Annotated in this window: 11 protein-coding genes; 7 read left to right on the top strand and 4 right to left on the bottom strand. The window is 74.7% G+C overall.

Going from position 1 to position 15,448, the window contains the following annotated elements; all coding sequences use genetic code 11:
* From hisS to mnmA, 4 genes are all read left to right on the top strand, one after another.
* On the top strand, positions 1 to 1,254 hold the full coding sequence (gene hisS, locus BDZ31_RS22370) for a histidine--tRNA ligase (RefSeq protein WP_183345319.1): 1,254 nt from the start codon (positions 1 to 3) through the stop codon (positions 1,252 to 1,254).
* Positions 1,251 to 3,068 (top strand): aspartate--tRNA ligase, encoded by a 1,818-nt coding sequence (aspS, locus tag BDZ31_RS22365; RefSeq protein WP_183345317.1) that lies wholly within the window; start codon positions 1,251 to 1,253, stop codon positions 3,066 to 3,068. Before hisS ends, aspS begins: the two co-directional genes overlap by 4 nt.
* A gap of 112 nt (positions 3,069 to 3,180) precedes the next feature.
* Positions 3,181 to 4,245 (top strand): hypothetical protein, encoded by a 1,065-nt coding sequence (locus BDZ31_RS22360; RefSeq protein WP_221243270.1) that lies wholly within the window; start codon positions 3,181 to 3,183, stop codon positions 4,243 to 4,245.
* A gap of 105 nt (positions 4,246 to 4,350) precedes the next feature.
* Positions 4,351 to 5,874, top strand: coding sequence for a tRNA 2-thiouridine(34) synthase MnmA (gene mnmA, locus BDZ31_RS22355; protein ID WP_183345313.1), 1,524 nt, complete (start codon positions 4,351 to 4,353; stop codon positions 5,872 to 5,874).
* Here mnmA and BDZ31_RS22350 read toward each other — a convergent pair.
* Together BDZ31_RS22350 and BDZ31_RS22345 are read right to left on the bottom strand one after the other, a co-directional pair.
* Positions 5,820 to 6,440 (bottom strand): PucR family transcriptional regulator, encoded by a 621-nt coding sequence (locus tag BDZ31_RS22350; protein ID WP_183345311.1) that lies wholly within the window; start codon positions 6,438 to 6,440, stop codon positions 5,820 to 5,822. The two genes, mnmA and BDZ31_RS22350, sit on opposite strands and share 55 nt — an antisense overlap.
* Positions 6,437 to 7,498: a PucR family transcriptional regulator ligand-binding domain-containing protein gene (locus BDZ31_RS22345; RefSeq protein ID WP_183345309.1), complete on the bottom strand. Its 1,062-nt coding sequence runs from the start codon at positions 7,496 to 7,498 to the stop codon at positions 6,437 to 6,439. Before BDZ31_RS22345 ends, BDZ31_RS22350 begins: the two co-directional genes overlap by 4 nt.
* A 184-nt stretch (positions 7,499 to 7,682) precedes the next feature.
* Between BDZ31_RS22345 and BDZ31_RS22340 the strand changes: the two genes are divergently transcribed.
* The 3 genes from BDZ31_RS22340 to BDZ31_RS22330 all read left to right on the top strand — a co-directional run bounded on the left by BDZ31_RS22340 (position 7,683) and on the right by BDZ31_RS22330 (position 13,450).
* Complete coding sequence (locus BDZ31_RS22340; RefSeq protein WP_183345307.1) at positions 7,683 to 9,731, top strand: hydantoinase/oxoprolinase family protein; 2,049 nt, start codon at positions 7,683 to 7,685, stop codon at positions 9,729 to 9,731.
* A gap of 2 nt (positions 9,732 to 9,733) precedes the next feature.
* Complete coding sequence (locus BDZ31_RS22335; protein ID WP_183345305.1) at positions 9,734 to 11,719, top strand: hydantoinase B/oxoprolinase family protein; 1,986 nt, start codon at positions 9,734 to 9,736, stop codon at positions 11,717 to 11,719.
* A 123-nt stretch (positions 11,720 to 11,842) separates the two neighbouring features.
* Positions 11,843 to 13,450: a purine-cytosine permease family protein gene (locus BDZ31_RS22330; protein WP_183345303.1), complete on the top strand. Its 1,608-nt coding sequence runs from the start codon at positions 11,843 to 11,845 to the stop codon at positions 13,448 to 13,450.
* A gap of 84 nt (positions 13,451 to 13,534) precedes the next feature.
* Here BDZ31_RS22330 and BDZ31_RS22325 read toward each other — a convergent pair whose 3' ends face one another.
* Complete coding sequence (locus tag BDZ31_RS22325) at positions 13,535 to 15,079, bottom strand: (Fe-S)-binding protein (protein WP_183345301.1); 1,545 nt, start codon at positions 15,077 to 15,079, stop codon at positions 13,535 to 13,537.
* A partial coding sequence (locus BDZ31_RS22320; protein ID WP_221243268.1) for an FAD-linked oxidase C-terminal domain-containing protein occupies positions 15,079 to 15,448 on the bottom strand: 370 nt, incomplete at its 5' end. The genes BDZ31_RS22320 and BDZ31_RS22325, both read right to left, overlap by 1 nt.

Below are 15,448 nucleotides of genomic sequence, written 5' to 3'. Positions count from 1 at the left end.
ATGGGCAAGAAGCTGCAAGCCCCGCGCGGCACCTACGACGTGCTGCCCGACGACGCGGTCCGCCGCGACCACGTCGAGGCGACCGCCCGCCGGATCCTTGGCGCGGCCGGCTACCGCCGGATCGAGACCCCGACCTTCGAGGCGACCGAGCTGTTCGCCCGCGGCGTCGGCGCCTCGACCGACATCGTCCAGAAGGAGATGTACACCTTCGAGGACGGCGGCGGCCGCTCCGTGACGCTGCGCCCGGAGGGGACGGCGCCGGTCGCGCGCGCCTACCTCGAGCACGGGATGCAGAAGCTGCCGCAGCCGGTGAAGCTGTGGTACCTGTCGAGCTTCTACCGCTACGAGCGGGCGCAGGCCGGCCGCTACCGCCAGTTCTGGCAGGTCGGCGCCGAGGCGATCGGCTCCGCCGACCCGGCCGTCGACGCCGAGTCGATCCTGCTGCTGGCCGAGCTGCTCGAGTCGCTCGGCGTGAGGGACGTGCGGCTGCGGCTCGGCTCGCTCGGCACGCCCAAGACGCGCGCCGCCTACCGCGAGCTGCTGCAGCGCTACCTGCGCGACCACGAGGACCAGCTCTCCGAGGAGGTCCGCGCGCGAATCGACCTCAACCCGCTGCGCGCCTTCGACGCCGACCACCCCGGCACGAAGGCCGTGATGGAGGGGGCGCCGCGGCTGCTCGACCACCTCTCGGCCGAGGACCTCGACCACTTCGCCGAGGTGCGGGCGCTGCTCGACGGCGCCGACCTCGCCTACGAGGTAGACAAGACGCTCGTGCGCGGCCTCGACTACTACGCGCGCACGCTCTTCGAGTTCACCAGCGACGCGCTCGGCGCCCAGTCGGGCGTCGGCGGCGGCGGCCGCTACGACGGGCTGATCGAGCAGATCGGCGGCCCGTCGACGCCCGGCATCGGCTGGGCGGCCGGGATCGAGCGGATCCTGCTGGCGGCCGGCGAGGAGCCGGTGCCGGCGCCGCTGCTCGACCTCTACGTCGCCTACGCGGCGCCGGAGGGGCGCGCGACCGGCTTCGAGCTCTGCTGGGAGGCCCGGCGCGCCGGTCTCTCGGCCCAGTTCGAGCTGGCCGGCCGCTCGCTCAAGGGCCAGCTGAAGCAGGCCGACCGCAGCGGCGCCCGCTTCGTCGCGATCGTCGGCCCCGACGGCGCGACGCTGAAGGACATGGAGACCGGAGAACAGGACGAGCTCGAACCCGGCCGGGTGATCCCGGTCGTGCTGAAGAAGGGGAAGACGCTGGCATGAGGACACCGCGGCCCAACCGCTACCGCGACGCCTGGTCGGGCGACCTGACCGCCGCCCGCGCCGACGAGCAGGTCCGCGTCGCCGGCTGGGTCCACCGGCGCCGCGATCACGGCGGCCTGATCTTCATCGACCTGCGCGACCGCTCCGGCATCGTCCAGCTGACCTTCCATCCCGACCGCGCGCCCGAGGCCCACAGGCTGGCCCATTCGCTCCGCTCCGAGCACGTGCTGACGGCGGTCGGGACGGTCACCCGCCGCGACGCGGAGAACGTCAACCCGAACATCCCGACCGGCGAGATCGAGGTCACCGTCGACGAGCTGATCGTCCATGCCTCCGCCGAGACGCCGCCCTTCCCGATCGACGAGGACGGCCCGGTCAACGAGGAGCTGCGCCTGCGCCACCGCGCGCTCGACCTGCGCCGCGCCGGGATGCAGGAGGCGATCAAGCTGCGCCACGTCGTCACCCAGACGATGCGCGCGGTGCTGACCGAGCGCGACTTCCTCGAGATCGAGACGCCGAGCCTGACCCGCTCGACGCCCGAGGGCGCGCGCGACTACCTCGTGCCGGCGCGGATCGAGCCCGGGAGCTTCTATGCGCTGCCGCAGTCGCCGCAGCTGTTCAAGCAGCTGCTGATGATCGGCGGCTTCGAGCGCTACTTCCAGATCGCCCGCTGCTTCCGCGACGAGGACTCGCGCGCCGACCGCCAGCCGGAGTTCACGCAGCTCGACCTCGAGATGTCGTTCGTCGACGAGGACGACGTGATCGAGACGATGGAGGCGGTGATGAGCGCCGTCTTCGCCGCCGGCGGCCTCGAGGCCGCGCCGGCGCCGTGGCCGCGGATGAGCTACGACGAGGCGATGTTGCGGTTCGGCTCCGACCGCCCCGACACCCGCTTCGGGCTGGAGATCAGCGAGCTGGGCCCGCTGTTCGAGGGGACGGCGTTCAAGGTCTTCGCCGGGGCGCTGGCCTCCGGCGGGGTGATCCGCGGGTTGAACGCGGGCGCCCGCGAGCTGCCGCGCAGAGAGCTCGACGCGCTCACCGAGCTGGCCAGACAGCACGGCGCGAAGGGCCTCGTGTGGGCGTTCGTGCAGGAGGACGGCACGTGGCGCTCGCCGGTCGCCAAGGCGCTCTCGGCGGAGGAGATCGCGGCGGTGACCGGCGCGCTGGAGGGGAAGCCGGGCGACCTGCTGCTGATCGTCGCCGACCGGGCCGCGATCGCCGCCCAGGCGCTCGGGGCGCTGCGGCTCGAGCTCGCCGACCGCTTCGGGCTGGTGCCCGAAGGGCGCCACGACATCCTCTGGGTCGTCGACTTCCCGATGTTCGAGCAGGGCGACGACGGCGCCTGGAACGCGCTCCACCATCCCTTCACCGCGCCGACCGGCGACCTGTCGGACCCCGGCTCGCTGCGCTCGCGCGCCTACGACCTCGTGCTCGACGGCTCCGAGATCGGCGGCGGCTCGATCCGCATCAGCACGCCGGAGGTGCAGCAGCAGGTGCTGGCGATCCTCGGCATCGACGCGGACGAGGCGCAGGCCCGCTTCGGCTTCCTGCTCGACGCGCTCAAGTACGGCGCCCCGCCGCACGGCGGCATCGCGATGGGGATCGACCGGATCGTCGCGCTGCTCGCCGGCCGCGAGACGATCCGCGACGCGATGGCCTTCCCGAAGGCCGCCAGCGGCACCGACCCGCTGACCGGCGCCCCGGCCCCGGTCGACGAGGCGCAGCTGCGCGACGTCGGCCTCGGCGTCGCGCCCGAGGTCAAGGCCCAGCAGGCGGCGCGGGCGGCCGGCGCCGCGGCGCCGAGCACCTCCTAGCAGGAGCGGCCGGCGGCGACGGCCGACGTCGCCGCCGGCGGGGCGGTCGACCGGCGACGTCCCGGTCGACTAATGGCGGCGCGGTCGGCCGAGTGGTAGCGTGCCAGCGCCCATGCGCCATCCCGAACGTATGTTCCCCCGTGCCGCCGCGCTCCGCGCGGCGCTCGCCGCCGCCGTCGCGGCCGCGCTCATCGTCCCGGCCTCCGCGGCCGCGCAGGAGCCGCAGTGCGCCCCGGAGCCCGCGTCGCTCCTGTCGATGCGGCTGCCCGATCAGATCGTCAGATACCGCTGGTATGACGTGCCGGTGCGCAAGCGCTCGAGCACGGCGCTGTCGGCGCCGAGACAGAAGGCGACGCTGCGCTTCAAGCGCGGCGCGGTCGAGTGGGACGACACGCTCGACACCGGCCAGTACGACTCGTTCTGGCTGGTCGCCGACTACGGGAGCGGACCGGTCGACGTCGAGCTGAGCTACCTCGAGCACCAGGTGACCGATTGGGGCGAGGACGGCGAGCCGTGGGACATGTCGGAGCAGGAGATCCGCGAGCTGATCGAGGAGGGGTGGGTCGAGTTCTACGGCGGGCTGACGACGACCTGCCGGCGGACGGTGACCGCCACCGTCCCGGTGATCGAGGGCGTGCGGCAGCCGAAGCCGACGATCTGGACCTTCAAGGAGGCGTGGGGCGAGCAGGCCGACGCGCAGGTGCGGATGCGGCGGCCGTCCGGCTGCGCGCGCCGCTACAGCGCGCAGCCGTTCGTCTTCTCGGTGCGGCGCCAGGGGACCGCGCGCTGGACGACCGTCAGCTCGAGCGATCCCTGCGAGGGCTGGAAGCGCGGTGGCAGAGGTGCCGGGTTGCGCCTGCGCGCCGACGACGGGACGCTTCACTTCATCCCGCTGACCCCGGCCCGCACCGGCATCACCCAGTACAGCTTCAGAATCGCGCAGGGACGGTTGACCGCCGGCGGCGTCGCGGTCGGGCGCACGCTCCGCAAGGGCCGCTTCGTCGTCCGCACCTCCCATACGCCGACGCGGCGGATCTACGCCCTCGTCGGCGGCTACTCGAACGCGGAGTACTGGAACTACTGCGTCCGCTACGGCCGCGACGTGTGGCACACCGGCGACAACGTCTACTGCGTCAAGCCGCGCGAGACCTGGCGCAACCTCCAGGTCCGGGGCTGACGTGAGGCGAGCGGCCGCGCGAGTCGCGGCCGCTTGGCGCGAGCGGGGCGCCCGTGCGTGACGGGGCCGCGGCGACCGCGGCCTCGCCTTCTACACTCGGCTGCCGTGGATCCCGAGCTGTTCGAGCACCATCTGACCTCCCGCCACGGGCGCGGGCGGGCGCCTGAGGGCGGCGCGCTCGGCGTCGCCGGGACGAGGCTGTGCGGCGACGTCGTGCGGCTGACGCTGGCGCTCGACGACGCCGGCGAGCGGGTCGGCGCGATCGGCTGGGAGGCGGAGGCGTGCGGCGCGACGGTCGCGTCGCTGAGCGCCGTCGCCGAGCTGGTCGAGGGGATCGGCGTGCTCGACGCCGCGCGGATCGGCGCGCACGAGGTCGCGGCCGAGCTGGGCGGGCTGTCTGCCGGCAAGTTCCACGCCGCCGAGCTGGTCGCCGACGCGCTCGCGCGGGCGCTCGGCGCCGCGGTTCGCGAGCGCGGCGCGCTGCCTGCGCCGGCCGACGGCTCGGAGCGGACGCTCGTCGCGATGTCGGGCGGCGTCGACAGCGCCGTCGCCGCGCTGCTGTGCGCGAGCGCCCATGACGCCGTCGCCGTCACGCTCGAGCTGTGGGCCGACGAGGAGAACGACGACGAGCGCTCGTGCTGCTCGGCGCAGGCGGTCCGTCACGCGCGCGGGCTCGCGCACCGGATGGGGCTGCCGCACCTGACGCTCGACCTGCGCGCCGAGTTCCGCGCCGGCGTCGTGACGCCGTTCCTGGAGGACCACCGGGCCGGCCTCACGCCCAACCCGTGCGTCCGCTGCAACGGCCACGTGCGGCTCGACGCGATGCTGGAGCTGGCCGACCGGGTCGGCGCCGCGACGCTCGCGACCGGCCACTACGCGCGGGTCGAGCACGATGCCGAGCGCGGCCCGCTGCTGCGCGCCGCCGTCGACGCGTGGAAGGACCAGACCTACATGCTCTCCGCGCTGGCGCCGGCGTCGCTGGCGCGGATGCGCTTCCCGCTCGGCGAGCTGACGAAGCCGCAGGTGCGCGCGTTGGCGCGGGAGGCCGAGCTGCCGGTCGCGAGCAAGGCCGACTCGCAGGACCTCTGCTTCCTCGCCGGCACGAGCCGTCAGGCGTTCCTCGCCCGCCACGCCGGGATCGAGCAGATGCCCGGCGAGATCGTCGACAGCGACGGCACGGTGATCGGCCGCCACGCCGGCCACCAGGCGTACACGGTCGGCCAGCGCAGAGGCCTCGGCGTCGCCGCCGCCGAGCCGCTGTACGTGCTGCGGACCGACGCGGCGGCCAACCGCGTCGTCGCCGGCACCCGCGCCGAGCTGCAGACCCGCACCGTCCCCGTCCGCGGCGCCCGCCTCCACCGCGACGGCGCCCGCGTCGACCGCGTCAAGCTCCGCTACCGCGCCAAGCCGCTCCCGGCGCGCCTCCTCGGCGACCCCGCCCCCGGCAGTCACCGCCGCCTGGAGATCGCGCTCGAGGAGCCGGTCGACGGCGCCGCCCCCGGCCAGACCGCCTGCCTGATGGACGGCGACCTCGTGATCGGCTGGGCGACGATCGACCGGGCGGCGGCGCCGGCTCAGCCCTCCCCGCCGCCCGCCCCGCCCGCGCGGTCGACGAGCGTCGCCAGGTAGAGGTTGGCGATCGTGACGGGGTCGTCGAGCGAGCGGCCGAGCTCGCGCTCGATCCGCTGGAGGCGGTAGCGGACGGAGTTGGGGTGGAGGTGGAGCGCCGCGGCGGTGCGGGGGACGTCGAGGCGGTGGGCCAGGTAGGCGTCGAGCGTCTCGCGCAGGGCGCCGTCGAGCTGGTCGTCTCTGAGCGTCGCGCGGCGTGCGGCGAGCGCGGGCGGGGCGGCGTCGCAGACGACGGTCGTCGCGAGGTCGAAGTCGTCGTAGCTGAGCGTGCGCGGGGCGGGGCCGGCCGCGCGGCGGGCGCGTCTGGCGCCTTCGCCGCCGGGCGGCGTCGCGTCGTCGTCGGGCACGGCGGCGAGCTGGACGACGGCGAAGCGGGCGTCGAGCCAGGAGCGGGGGAGGCCGTCGAGGCTCGGCGCGGCGCGGCCGACGCCCATGTCGGCGACGACGCCGCCCGCCGCCAGCTCGTCCAGCGCCCCGCGCAGCACCGCCTCGGCCGCCGACGGCGCCACGACGGCGAGGTCGCCGTCGTGGATCGCGGCCAGGAACGGGAGCGGCGCGGTCGTCATCCGCCCTTCGACCTCGTCGCGCACGCGCGCCAGCAGCTGCGAGCGCGCCTCGCCCGAGGGCGCCGGCACGCCGCGCGGTCGGTCGCCGCCCGTGGAACCGCCCGCGACACGCGCGCCGGCACCCGCCCCCCCCGCAGCCGCAGCACCGCGACGTGCAGCGGCTCGTCGACGCCGAGGCCGAGCGCGGCCGCCCGGTGGGCGAGCTGGCGGCGGTCGCCGGCGTCGCGCCAGCCGAGCAGCGCGGCGGCCAGCTCGGCGCGCACCGCGCGCGCCTCGGCCGGCCGCGGCGGGCGGGCGCGGTCGATCAGCCGCGCCAGCTTCTCGGCGCTCTGCAGCGCGCCGCGCGCGAGCCGGTCGGGCAGCGCGTCGGCCGGGCCGGCGACGACCAGCCAGCGGCGGGCGCCCATCCGGTCGGCGACCGGCGCGCTCACGTAGCGGACACCGCGCACGTGGTGGAGCCGCACGCCCTTGCCGCCGCGCAGCGGCCCCCACAGCTCCTGCGGGAGCGCCGCGTTCGGCGCTCCCTCGACCGCGCCGGCCTCGTCGGCGAGCAGCGCCGTCCCGCTCAGCAGCGAGCCGAGCCGCCGCAGCAGCTCGGCCTCCGGCTCGGGCGCCGAGAGCGCCTCCATCAGGTAGGTCTGCATCGCGAGCGTCCGCTGCGCCGCCTGGTGCTCGCCGGGCGCGGCGCGGCCGCTGACGGCCTCGACGACCATCCGGAACGGCGTCGCCGCGGGGATCGCGATCAGCGGCAGCCCGAGCTGCTCGCACGACTCGCGCACCGGGTCGGGGACCTCGGCGTGCACGAGGCCGATCGAGAAGCCGATCCCGGCCGCGCGCGCCTCGACCGCCCGCTCGACCAGCAGCCGCTGCCCGTGCGCGCCGTGGCCGAGCGCGACGCCGGTCGTCAGCAGCAGCTCGCCGGAGTCGAGCCACGGGCGCGGGTCGGGCAGCTCGCAGACCTCCGCGCCGCGCAGCACCACGCCGTCGGCGTCGCCGGCCGCCGCGACCGCGCGCAGCCCCAGCTCCCGCCGCGCCAACAGCTCCGCGAGCGTGATCACCGCCGGCTCCGCATCGGGACAAGTGTGCCGCACCGGCGCGCAGTTCACCGCTGACGGTGACTGGAGGGTGAACGAAAGGTTCGTGTGAAGCACGACCGCGTTTGCGGGCACGCTCTCGGACACCGCCGGAGCGGGCGCCTGGAGGTGGCGCCCGCCCACGACCGAGAGGACGTGTGAGCAGCGCATGGAGAGAGTGACCGGAACGGTCGTCGCCGTCGACGTCGGAGGGACGTTCACCGACGTCTGCGTGCTCGACCAGGGCAGCGGGGTGCTCGACGTCGCGAAGGTGCCCTCGACCCCCGACCCGATCGACGGCGTGCTGAGAGGCGTCGCGCAGGCGGGCGTCGAGCTGAGCGAGGTGGCGCTCTTCTGCCACGGCACGACGGTCGCGACCAACGCGCTCATCACCCGGCGCCTGCCGCCGGCCGCGATGGTCACGACGAAGGGCTTCCGCGACGTGATCGAGATCCGCCGCGGCACGCGCGACGACCTGTGGGACGCCTACAAGGACAACGCCGCGCCGTACATCAGGCGGCGCGACCGGCTCGAGGTCGGCGAGCGCGTCGACCAGACCGGCAGGGTCGTCGAGCCGCTCGACGAGGAGGCGGCGCGCGACGTCGCCCGGATCCTCGCCCGCCGCGGCGTCCAGGCGGTCGCCGTCTGCTTCGTCAACGCCTACGCCAACCCCGCGCACGAGGAGCGGATGGCCGAGATCCTGCGCGAGGCGCTGCCCGACGCGGCGATCTCGACCTCCTCCGGCGTCCTGCCCGAGCTGTTCGAGCACGAGCGCTTCTCGACGACCGTCGCCAACGCAGTCCTCTCCCCGCTGGTCTCCGGCTACGTCAACGAGCTTGAGGACCGCCTGCAGGACGACGGCTACGACGGCGACCTGCTGATCCTCCACTCCGGCGGCGGCGTGATGACCCCGGAGGCGGTCGACAAGCTCTCCGTCCGCCTCGCGGCGTCGGGCATCGCCGCCGGCGCGGTCGCCTGCCGCTACACCGCCGAGCTGTGCGGCTACCCGAACGCGATCGGGCTCGACATGGGCGGGACGAGCACCGACATCTCGCTCGTCCACGACGGCGAGCTGCGCACCACCAACGAATGGTTCGTCGAGTACGGCTACCCGATCTGCTTCCCGTCGATCGAGGTGCTGACGATCGGCGCAGGCGGCGGCTCGCTGGCGACGATCGACAGCGCCGGCTCGCTCCGCAACGGCCCCCAGTCGGCCGGCTCGCTCCCCGGTCCCGCCTGCTACGGCGCCGGCGGCGAGGAGCCGACCAACACCGACGCCAACCTCGTGCTCGGCCGCCTTGGCTCGGAGCTGGTCGGCGGCGGCATGACGCTCGACGCCGACAAGGCCCGCGAGGCGATCCGCAGCCGGATCGCGGAGCCGCTCGGGCTCGGCGTCGAGCAGGCGGCGAAGGCGATCATCGAGGTCGCCAACGCCAACATGGCCGACGCCGTCCGCCTGATCTCGCTCCAGCGGGGCTACGACCCGCGCGAGTTCGCGCTCGTCGTCTTCGGCGGCGCCGGCGCGCTGCACGGCGCGGCGCTGGCGAGGGAGCTGTCGGTCCCGACGGTCGTCGTGCCGCCGCGGCCCGGCGCATGGTCGGCGCTCGGCTGCCTGATGGTCGACATCCGCCACGACCTCTCCGAGATGTTCCTGACGCCCGCCGACGCCGCCGATCCCGACGCGCTCGAGGAGGCGTTCGGCCGGCTGGAGACCGAGGGCCGCAGGCTGCTGAGGGACGAGGGCGTCGGCGACGAGCGGATCGCGCTGGAGCGCTCGATCGCGATGCGCTACCTCGGCCAGTGGCGCTCGATGGACGTCCCGGTCGAGTCCGGCGGCGACCTCGCCGCGGCCGTCGAGCGGTTCCACGCCGAGCACGAGCGCGAGTTCTCCTACCGCCGCGACGACGCGCCGGTCGAGCTGTACCGCCTCCAGCTGACGGCGATCGGCCGCACCGAGGAGGTCCGCCTGCCGCGCAACGACGCCGCGGCGGGCGCGTCGCTGCCGGCGCCGGCCGCCGTCCGCCCGGTCTGGTTCGACGGCGAGGAGGAGCCGCAGGAGACGCCGGTCTACGACCGCGCGGCGCTGCCGGCCGGCGTCCAGTTCGTCGGCCCGGCGGTGATCGACCAGCTCGACACGACGACCTTCGTCCCGCCCGGGGTGCTGGTCGAGATCGACGAGTGGCTGAACATCCGCATGCACATCACGGAGGGGAGCTGACGATGGCCTCGCAGACGCAGACGCCCGCGGGCGGCACGCTCGACCCGGTCACCTTCGAGGTGCTGAAGAACTCGTTCGTGACGCTCGTCGACGAGATGGCCGAGCAGATCCTCCGCACCTGTCACTCGTTCGTCATCTACGCCCGCGACTTCTCGTGCGCGCTGTGCGACGCCGAGGGCAACACGATCATGCAGGGGTCGCAGGACATCGCCGTCCACGTCGGCACGCTCCACCTGAAGGCGAAGGCGGTGCTGGAGGACTTCGCCGGCGACATCCACGAGGGCGACGTCTTCGCCGTCAACGACCCCTACCGCGGCGGCACCCACTTCTCCGACGTCTCGATCGTCCGCCCGATCTTCGTCGACGGCGAGCTGATCGCGATGGCGCAGGCCAACGGCCACTGGGCCGACATGGGCGGCGGGACGCCCGGCTCCTTCGACGTCTCCGCGACCGACCACTTCGGCGAGGGCGTCCGCATCCCGCCGGTGCGGATCGTCGACAGAGGCGTCGTGCGCCACGACGTGATCGGGCTCGTCGCCCACAACACCCGCGCGCCGGGCGACATCGTCGGCGACTGCCACGCCCAGGTCGAGGCGACGCGGATCGCCGAGCAGGAGGTCTTCCGCCTGATCGACAAGTACGGCACCGCGACCGTCACGACCGCCTTCGCGGAGGTGCAGGACTACGTCGAGCGGCTGACGCGCGCCCGCATCGCCGAGCTGCCCGACGGCGTCTGGGAGACCGAGGACCACGTCGACGCCGACCCCGCGAGAGGGGAGGGGCTCGTCGCGATCCGCGTCAAGATGACGATCGACGGCGACGAGATCCGCTACGACCTGTCGGGCAGCGACCCGGCGATCGCCTCGTTCCTCAACTCCGGCGCCGGCGTCGCCTTCTCGGGCGCGATCGCCTCGGCGAAGACGTTCCTGCCGGAGATCCCGCTCAACTCGGGCTTCTACCGCGCGATCAAGGTCGACGTCGGTCCGGAGGGGACGGTCGTCAACGCCGGCTGGCCCAACGCCGTCACCGGCTGCGTCTCGGGCGCCTACGAGAAGATCATGAACGCCGGCTTCGAGCTGTGGTCGCAGCTGCTGCCCGAGCGGGCGATGGCCTGCTGCTTCAACCTCGAGTACCTGCTGATCGGCGGCCGCGACGGGCGGATCGACGAGCGGCCGTACTTCATGTGGTACGACTGGATGGCCGGCGGCTGGGGCGGCCGCAACGGCAAGGACGGCCAGAACGCGACCTCGCCGGTCTTCGGCGTCGGGCTCGCCGTCCAGCCGCTGGAGGGTCAGGAGCGGCTGACGCCGGTGCTGACGACCGTCCACGAGATCATCCCCGACTCCGGCGGCCCCGGCCTCCACCGCGGCGGCTGCGGCGTCCGCAAGGGCGGCGAGCTGACGGCCGTCGAGAGCAGCGTGATGTCGTACTGCTGCGACCGCTCGCGCTCGGTCGCGTGGGGGATCGCCGGCGGCCTGCCGTCGCTGCCGCACGGCGTCTGGCTCAACCGGGGGACGGCGAGAGAGCGCTTCCTCGGCGCGAACTTCTCCGGCGTCGCCGTCGGCCCCGGCGATCGCTTCGAGCGTCCCTCCGCGGGCGGCGGCGGCTACGGCGACCCGCTGGAGCGCGACCCGGCCGAGGTGCTGGAGGACGTGATCGACGGCTACGTCACGGTCGCGCGCGCGGCGCGCGACTACGGCGTCGTCGTCGAGGAGGTCGACGCGGAGATCTGCGACTTCCGCGTCGACGAGCAGGCGACCGCGGCGCTGCGCGAGCGCCAGCGGGCCGAGCGGCCCGGCTGGCTCGACGAGGACCCCGAGCAGGTTGCCGCCCGCTACCGCAACGGCGAGCTGGACGTGCTCGACCTCGTCCGCCACCACGGCGTGATCCTCGACTGGGGGACGGGCGAGCTGCTGCCGCGCACGACCGAGCAGTACCGCGCGCTGCTGCGCCGCCGCAGCGCCGCGCACTGGGCCGACGCGGCCTGAACCGGCCGCCGCGCGTGGAGGAGCGCGCGGCCGGCCGCTCGCAGTGCCGGGCGCCGCTCGTGTGGGGCGGCGCGCGCCGGCCCCTGCCCGGGGCCGGCGACCACTGACGACAAGGAGACAGAGATGGCGTCGACGATCGAGCTGCCGAAGCTCGCGACCTCTCGGCGGGACGACCCGCGCGTGGTCGAGGAGGCCGCGACGGAGGACTACTCCCTTCACGTCGTACCGCGCTCGTGGCGGATGCAGCGCGGCAAGCTGACGCTCGCCTGGTACGGCGTGATGACGGCGTTCTTCTATCCGTATCTGGCCGCGTTCATCGCGCTCGCGTACGGGACGGTCAACGCGCTGATCGGCATCGGCCTGTCGATCGTCGCCTACACGGCGATCAACGCGGTGATCCTGCGCGCGGCGTCGCGCAGCGGCCTGACGGTCGCGCTCTTCTCGCGCTCGATGTTCGGCAACGTCGGCGCGGCGGTCGCGACCGCGATCTTCGCCGCGACGGCGATCTACTACGTCGTCTTCGAGGGCTCGGTCGTCGCCGTCGCCGCCCAGACCTACATCGGCGGGCCGATCAAGCTGTGGTACGCGATCGTCGTCTTCGCGACGGTGCCGCTGGTGTGGAAGGGCGTGCGGGCGCTGCTGGACCGCGTCAACGGCGCGCTGCTGCCGTTCTACGTCGTCGCGCTGGTCGCGGTCGTCGTGTGGGCGCTCGCCAGTGAGGGCTACCACGGCTTCCTGCCGGAGGCGAGAGCGGCGCCCGGCACGACGCTGCCGTGGCTGCAGGCCTTCACCGCCTACATGGGCGTCTGGGTGCTGATGCTGTTCACGATGGACTTCGCGCGGCTGGCCAAGCCCGAGGACGAGGGCTACCACCGCAAGGTCACGTTCGGCTGGGCCTTCTACGCGCTGACGTTCGGCTTCAACGGCCTGCTCGGGATCCTGCTCGTCTCGACCTTCGGCATCACCTTCGAGCAGCTCGCCGGCCAGGAGTCGGCGCTGCCGGTGAGAATCGTCCAGCTGACCGGCCTGCTCGGCTTCCTGCTGATCGTGATCACGCAGATGCGGATCAACACGGTCAACCTCTACCTCGCCTCGACCAACCTGCAGTCGTTCGCGGCGCGCGTGCTGCGGCTGTCGCTGCCGCGCACCTTCTGGGTGCTGGGCGGCTGCGCGATCGCCTACGCGCTGATGCTGACGAACGTCTTCTCCTACGTCGTCGACGCGCTCGCCTACCAGGGGATCGCGATCGTCGCCTGGGTCGGCGTCGCGCTCGCCCACGTCTGGTACCTGGCGCGCTCCCGCCGCGCGCTCGACGCGGTCGAGTTCCGCCCCGGCCGCGTGCCGGCGTTCAACCCCGGCGGCATCTCGGCGTGGGTGCTGGCGACTGCGGTCGGGCTGGTCCTGAAGCTGACCGACTCGGCCGGGTCGCAGTTCTGGGAGGCGTGGGGCCTGCCGCTGACCTTCGCGATCGCGCTCGGCTCCTACACGGCGTTCGCGACCTTCGCCCGCAGCGGCTGGCTGGCCATGCAGCGGCCGTTCGATCCGGTCGAGGAGGTCGACGACCCGTGGGAGGAGCGGATCGCCTGCCACGCCTGCGAGCGCTCCTACCTCGCCCGCGAGATCGACCGCGACCCGGCGGCCGGCCACGCAGCGATCTGCGCCGCCTGCGCCTCGACCGACCTCGCCTTCGAGCGCGCGGCGCGGGGCGAGGCGCGGACCGCGGTCGCCTGACGCCCGGGTTCGGGTCCGGGTCCGGGTCCGGGGAGGAGTGGCGTCTTGGGGGTGCATATCGCCCCCAAAGCGCCACTGGTCCGCTCAGGGGCGGAGCGGGGTGCCGGAGATGGAGGCCGCGATCAGCTCGATCGGGTGGCGGACCTCCAGGTCGCGGCCGAGCGACCGCGCGTGGGCGGCGAGCTGGAGCGCGCAGCCGGGGTTGGCGGCGGCGACGACGTCGGCGCCGGTCGCCAGCAGCAGCTCGGCCTTGCGGCGGCCGAGCTCCGCGGCCGGCTCCGGTTCGAGCAGGTTGTAGAGGCCGGCCGAGCCGCAGCAGATCTCCCAGCCGGCCGGCTCGCGCAGCTCGAGGCCCGGGATCTGGCGCAGCAGCGCGCGCGGCGCCTCGCGCACGCCCTGAGCGTGGGCGAGGTGGCAGGCGTCGTGGTAGGCGACGGTCAGCTCCAGCGGATGCCGGACGGCGCGCGGCTCCTGCTCGGCGAGCAGCTCGGTCGCGTCGCGGACCTTCGCCGAGAAGGCGCGCGCCCGCTCGGCCCACGCCGGGTCGTCGCGCAGCAGGTGGCCGTACTCCTTCATCGCCGAGCCGCAGCCGGCGGCGTTGGCGACGACCGCGTCGCAGCCCTCGAAGGTCGCGATCGTCTCGCGCGCGAGCCGGCGGGCCGGGTCGGCGTCGCCGCTGTGGAGCTGGAGCGCGCCGCAGCAGCGGGGCAGCCGCGGGGCGAAGACCTCGTACCCCTCGGCGGCGAGGACGGCGACGGTCGCGGCGTTGACCTCGCCGAAGAAGACGCGCTGGACGCAGCCCTGCACGAAGCCGACGCGGCCGCGGCGGGGAGTGCGCGGCGCCGTCCGCTCGGGCAGGCGGCGAATGGTCGCGCGCAGCGGCGTGCGCGGCGCCAGCCGCAACAGCGCACGCGGTCGGGCGAGCGACGCCGCGAGGCAGGCGGCGAGCCGCTCGAGCGGCGCCGTGAGGCGGGCGGCGAGCCGCTTGACTGGTGCCGTGAGGCGGGCGGCGAACCGCTCGACCGGCCGGGCGCTGGCAGCGGCGGCGAGCGGCGGGAAGGCGCGCAGGCGGGCGACGAGCTGTGGCGGCGGGCGGAGTCGGGCGGCGGCGGGCGGCCGCAGGGCGCGCAGACGGGCGACGACCCGCGGCGGCTGGCGGAGTCGGGCCGCGGCCGCGCGCGGCCGCAGGGCGCGCAGACGGGCGACGACTGCCGCGGGCGGGCGGAGTCGGGCGACGGCCGCGAACGGCGCGAGCGCGCGGAGGCGGCCGGGGTGGGGGAAGAGGGCGAACAGCGCCTGTCGCCACAGGCGGTCGGCGCGGGAGCGCTCCCAGTTGCGCTCGACCTGGGCGCGCGCGTCCTCGATCAGGTTGTCGTACTGGACGCCCGAGGGGCAGGCAGTCACGCAGGCCATGCAGCCGAGGCAGTTGTCCCAGGCGTCGACCTGCGCGACGGTCAGCTCGCCGCCCTCCTCCTCGGCCGCGCGCATCAGCAGGATCCGGCCGCGCGGCGAGTCGACCTCCTCGCCCCACAGGACGTACGTCGGGCAGGTCGGGAGACAGAAGCCGCAGTGGACGCACGCCTCGATCAGCTCGGGCTCGGGGCGGCGGACGAGATCGAAGCCGGCCATCACAGACCGCCGACGAAGAGGCCGGGGTTGCAGCGCCGCTCGGGGTCGAACCGCTCCTTCACCCGCCGCATCAGCTCCAGCTGCGGCGCCGCGACCGTCCCCCACGGATCGACCGCCGCCCGCAGCGACGCCGGCCCGGAGACCAGCACGCAGGGGGAGGGCGCGAGCGCCGCGCGCACCCGCTCGACGCGCGCCGCGAGCGCGGCCTCGTCCACGTTCGCGCCCGCCGCGCTCGTGCGGTCGGCGTTCGCGCCGCCCGCGTTCGCGCCGCCCGCGTTCGCGCCGCCCGCGTTCGCGCCGCCCGCGTTCGCGCCGCCCGCGTTCGCGCCGCCCGCGTTCGCGCCGCCCGCGTTCGCGCCGCCCGCGTTA

The sequence above is a fragment of the Conexibacter arvalis genome (assembly GCF_014199525.1).
In the GTDB taxonomy this organism is placed as follows: Bacteria; Actinomycetota; Thermoleophilia; order Solirubrobacterales; family Solirubrobacteraceae; genus Conexibacter; species Conexibacter arvalis.
Note: the sequence above shows the minus strand (reverse complement) of the source record. Positions and strands in the feature narration are given on the sequence as shown.

Bases quoted from the DNA above. Each gene is read 5' to 3' on its own strand.
- BDZ31_RS22325 (WP_183345301.1), bottom strand. From the start codon at position 15,079: ATGGCCGGCTTCGATCTCGTCCGCCGCCCCGAGCCCGAGCTGATCGAG.
- aspS (WP_183345317.1), top strand. From the start codon at position 1,251: ATGAGGACACCGCGGCCCAACCGCTACCGCGACGCCTGGTCGGGCGAC.
- BDZ31_RS22340 (WP_183345307.1), top strand. From the start codon at position 7,683: ATGGAGAGAGTGACCGGAACGGTCGTCGCCGTCGACGTCGGAGGGACG.
- BDZ31_RS22360 (WP_221243270.1), top strand. From the start codon at position 3,181: ATGCGCCATCCCGAACGTATGTTCCCCCGTGCCGCCGCGCTCCGCGCG.
- hisS (WP_183345319.1), top strand. From the start codon at position 1: ATGGGCAAGAAGCTGCAAGCCCCGCGCGGCACCTACGACGTGCTGCCC.
- BDZ31_RS22330 (WP_183345303.1), top strand. From the start codon at position 11,843: ATGGCGTCGACGATCGAGCTGCCGAAGCTCGCGACCTCTCGGCGGGAC.
- BDZ31_RS22335 (WP_183345305.1), top strand. From the start codon at position 9,734: ATGGCCTCGCAGACGCAGACGCCCGCGGGCGGCACGCTCGACCCGGTC.
- BDZ31_RS22350 (WP_183345311.1), bottom strand. From the start codon at position 6,440: ATGACGACCGCGCCGCTCCCGTTCCTGGCCGCGATCCACGACGGCGAC.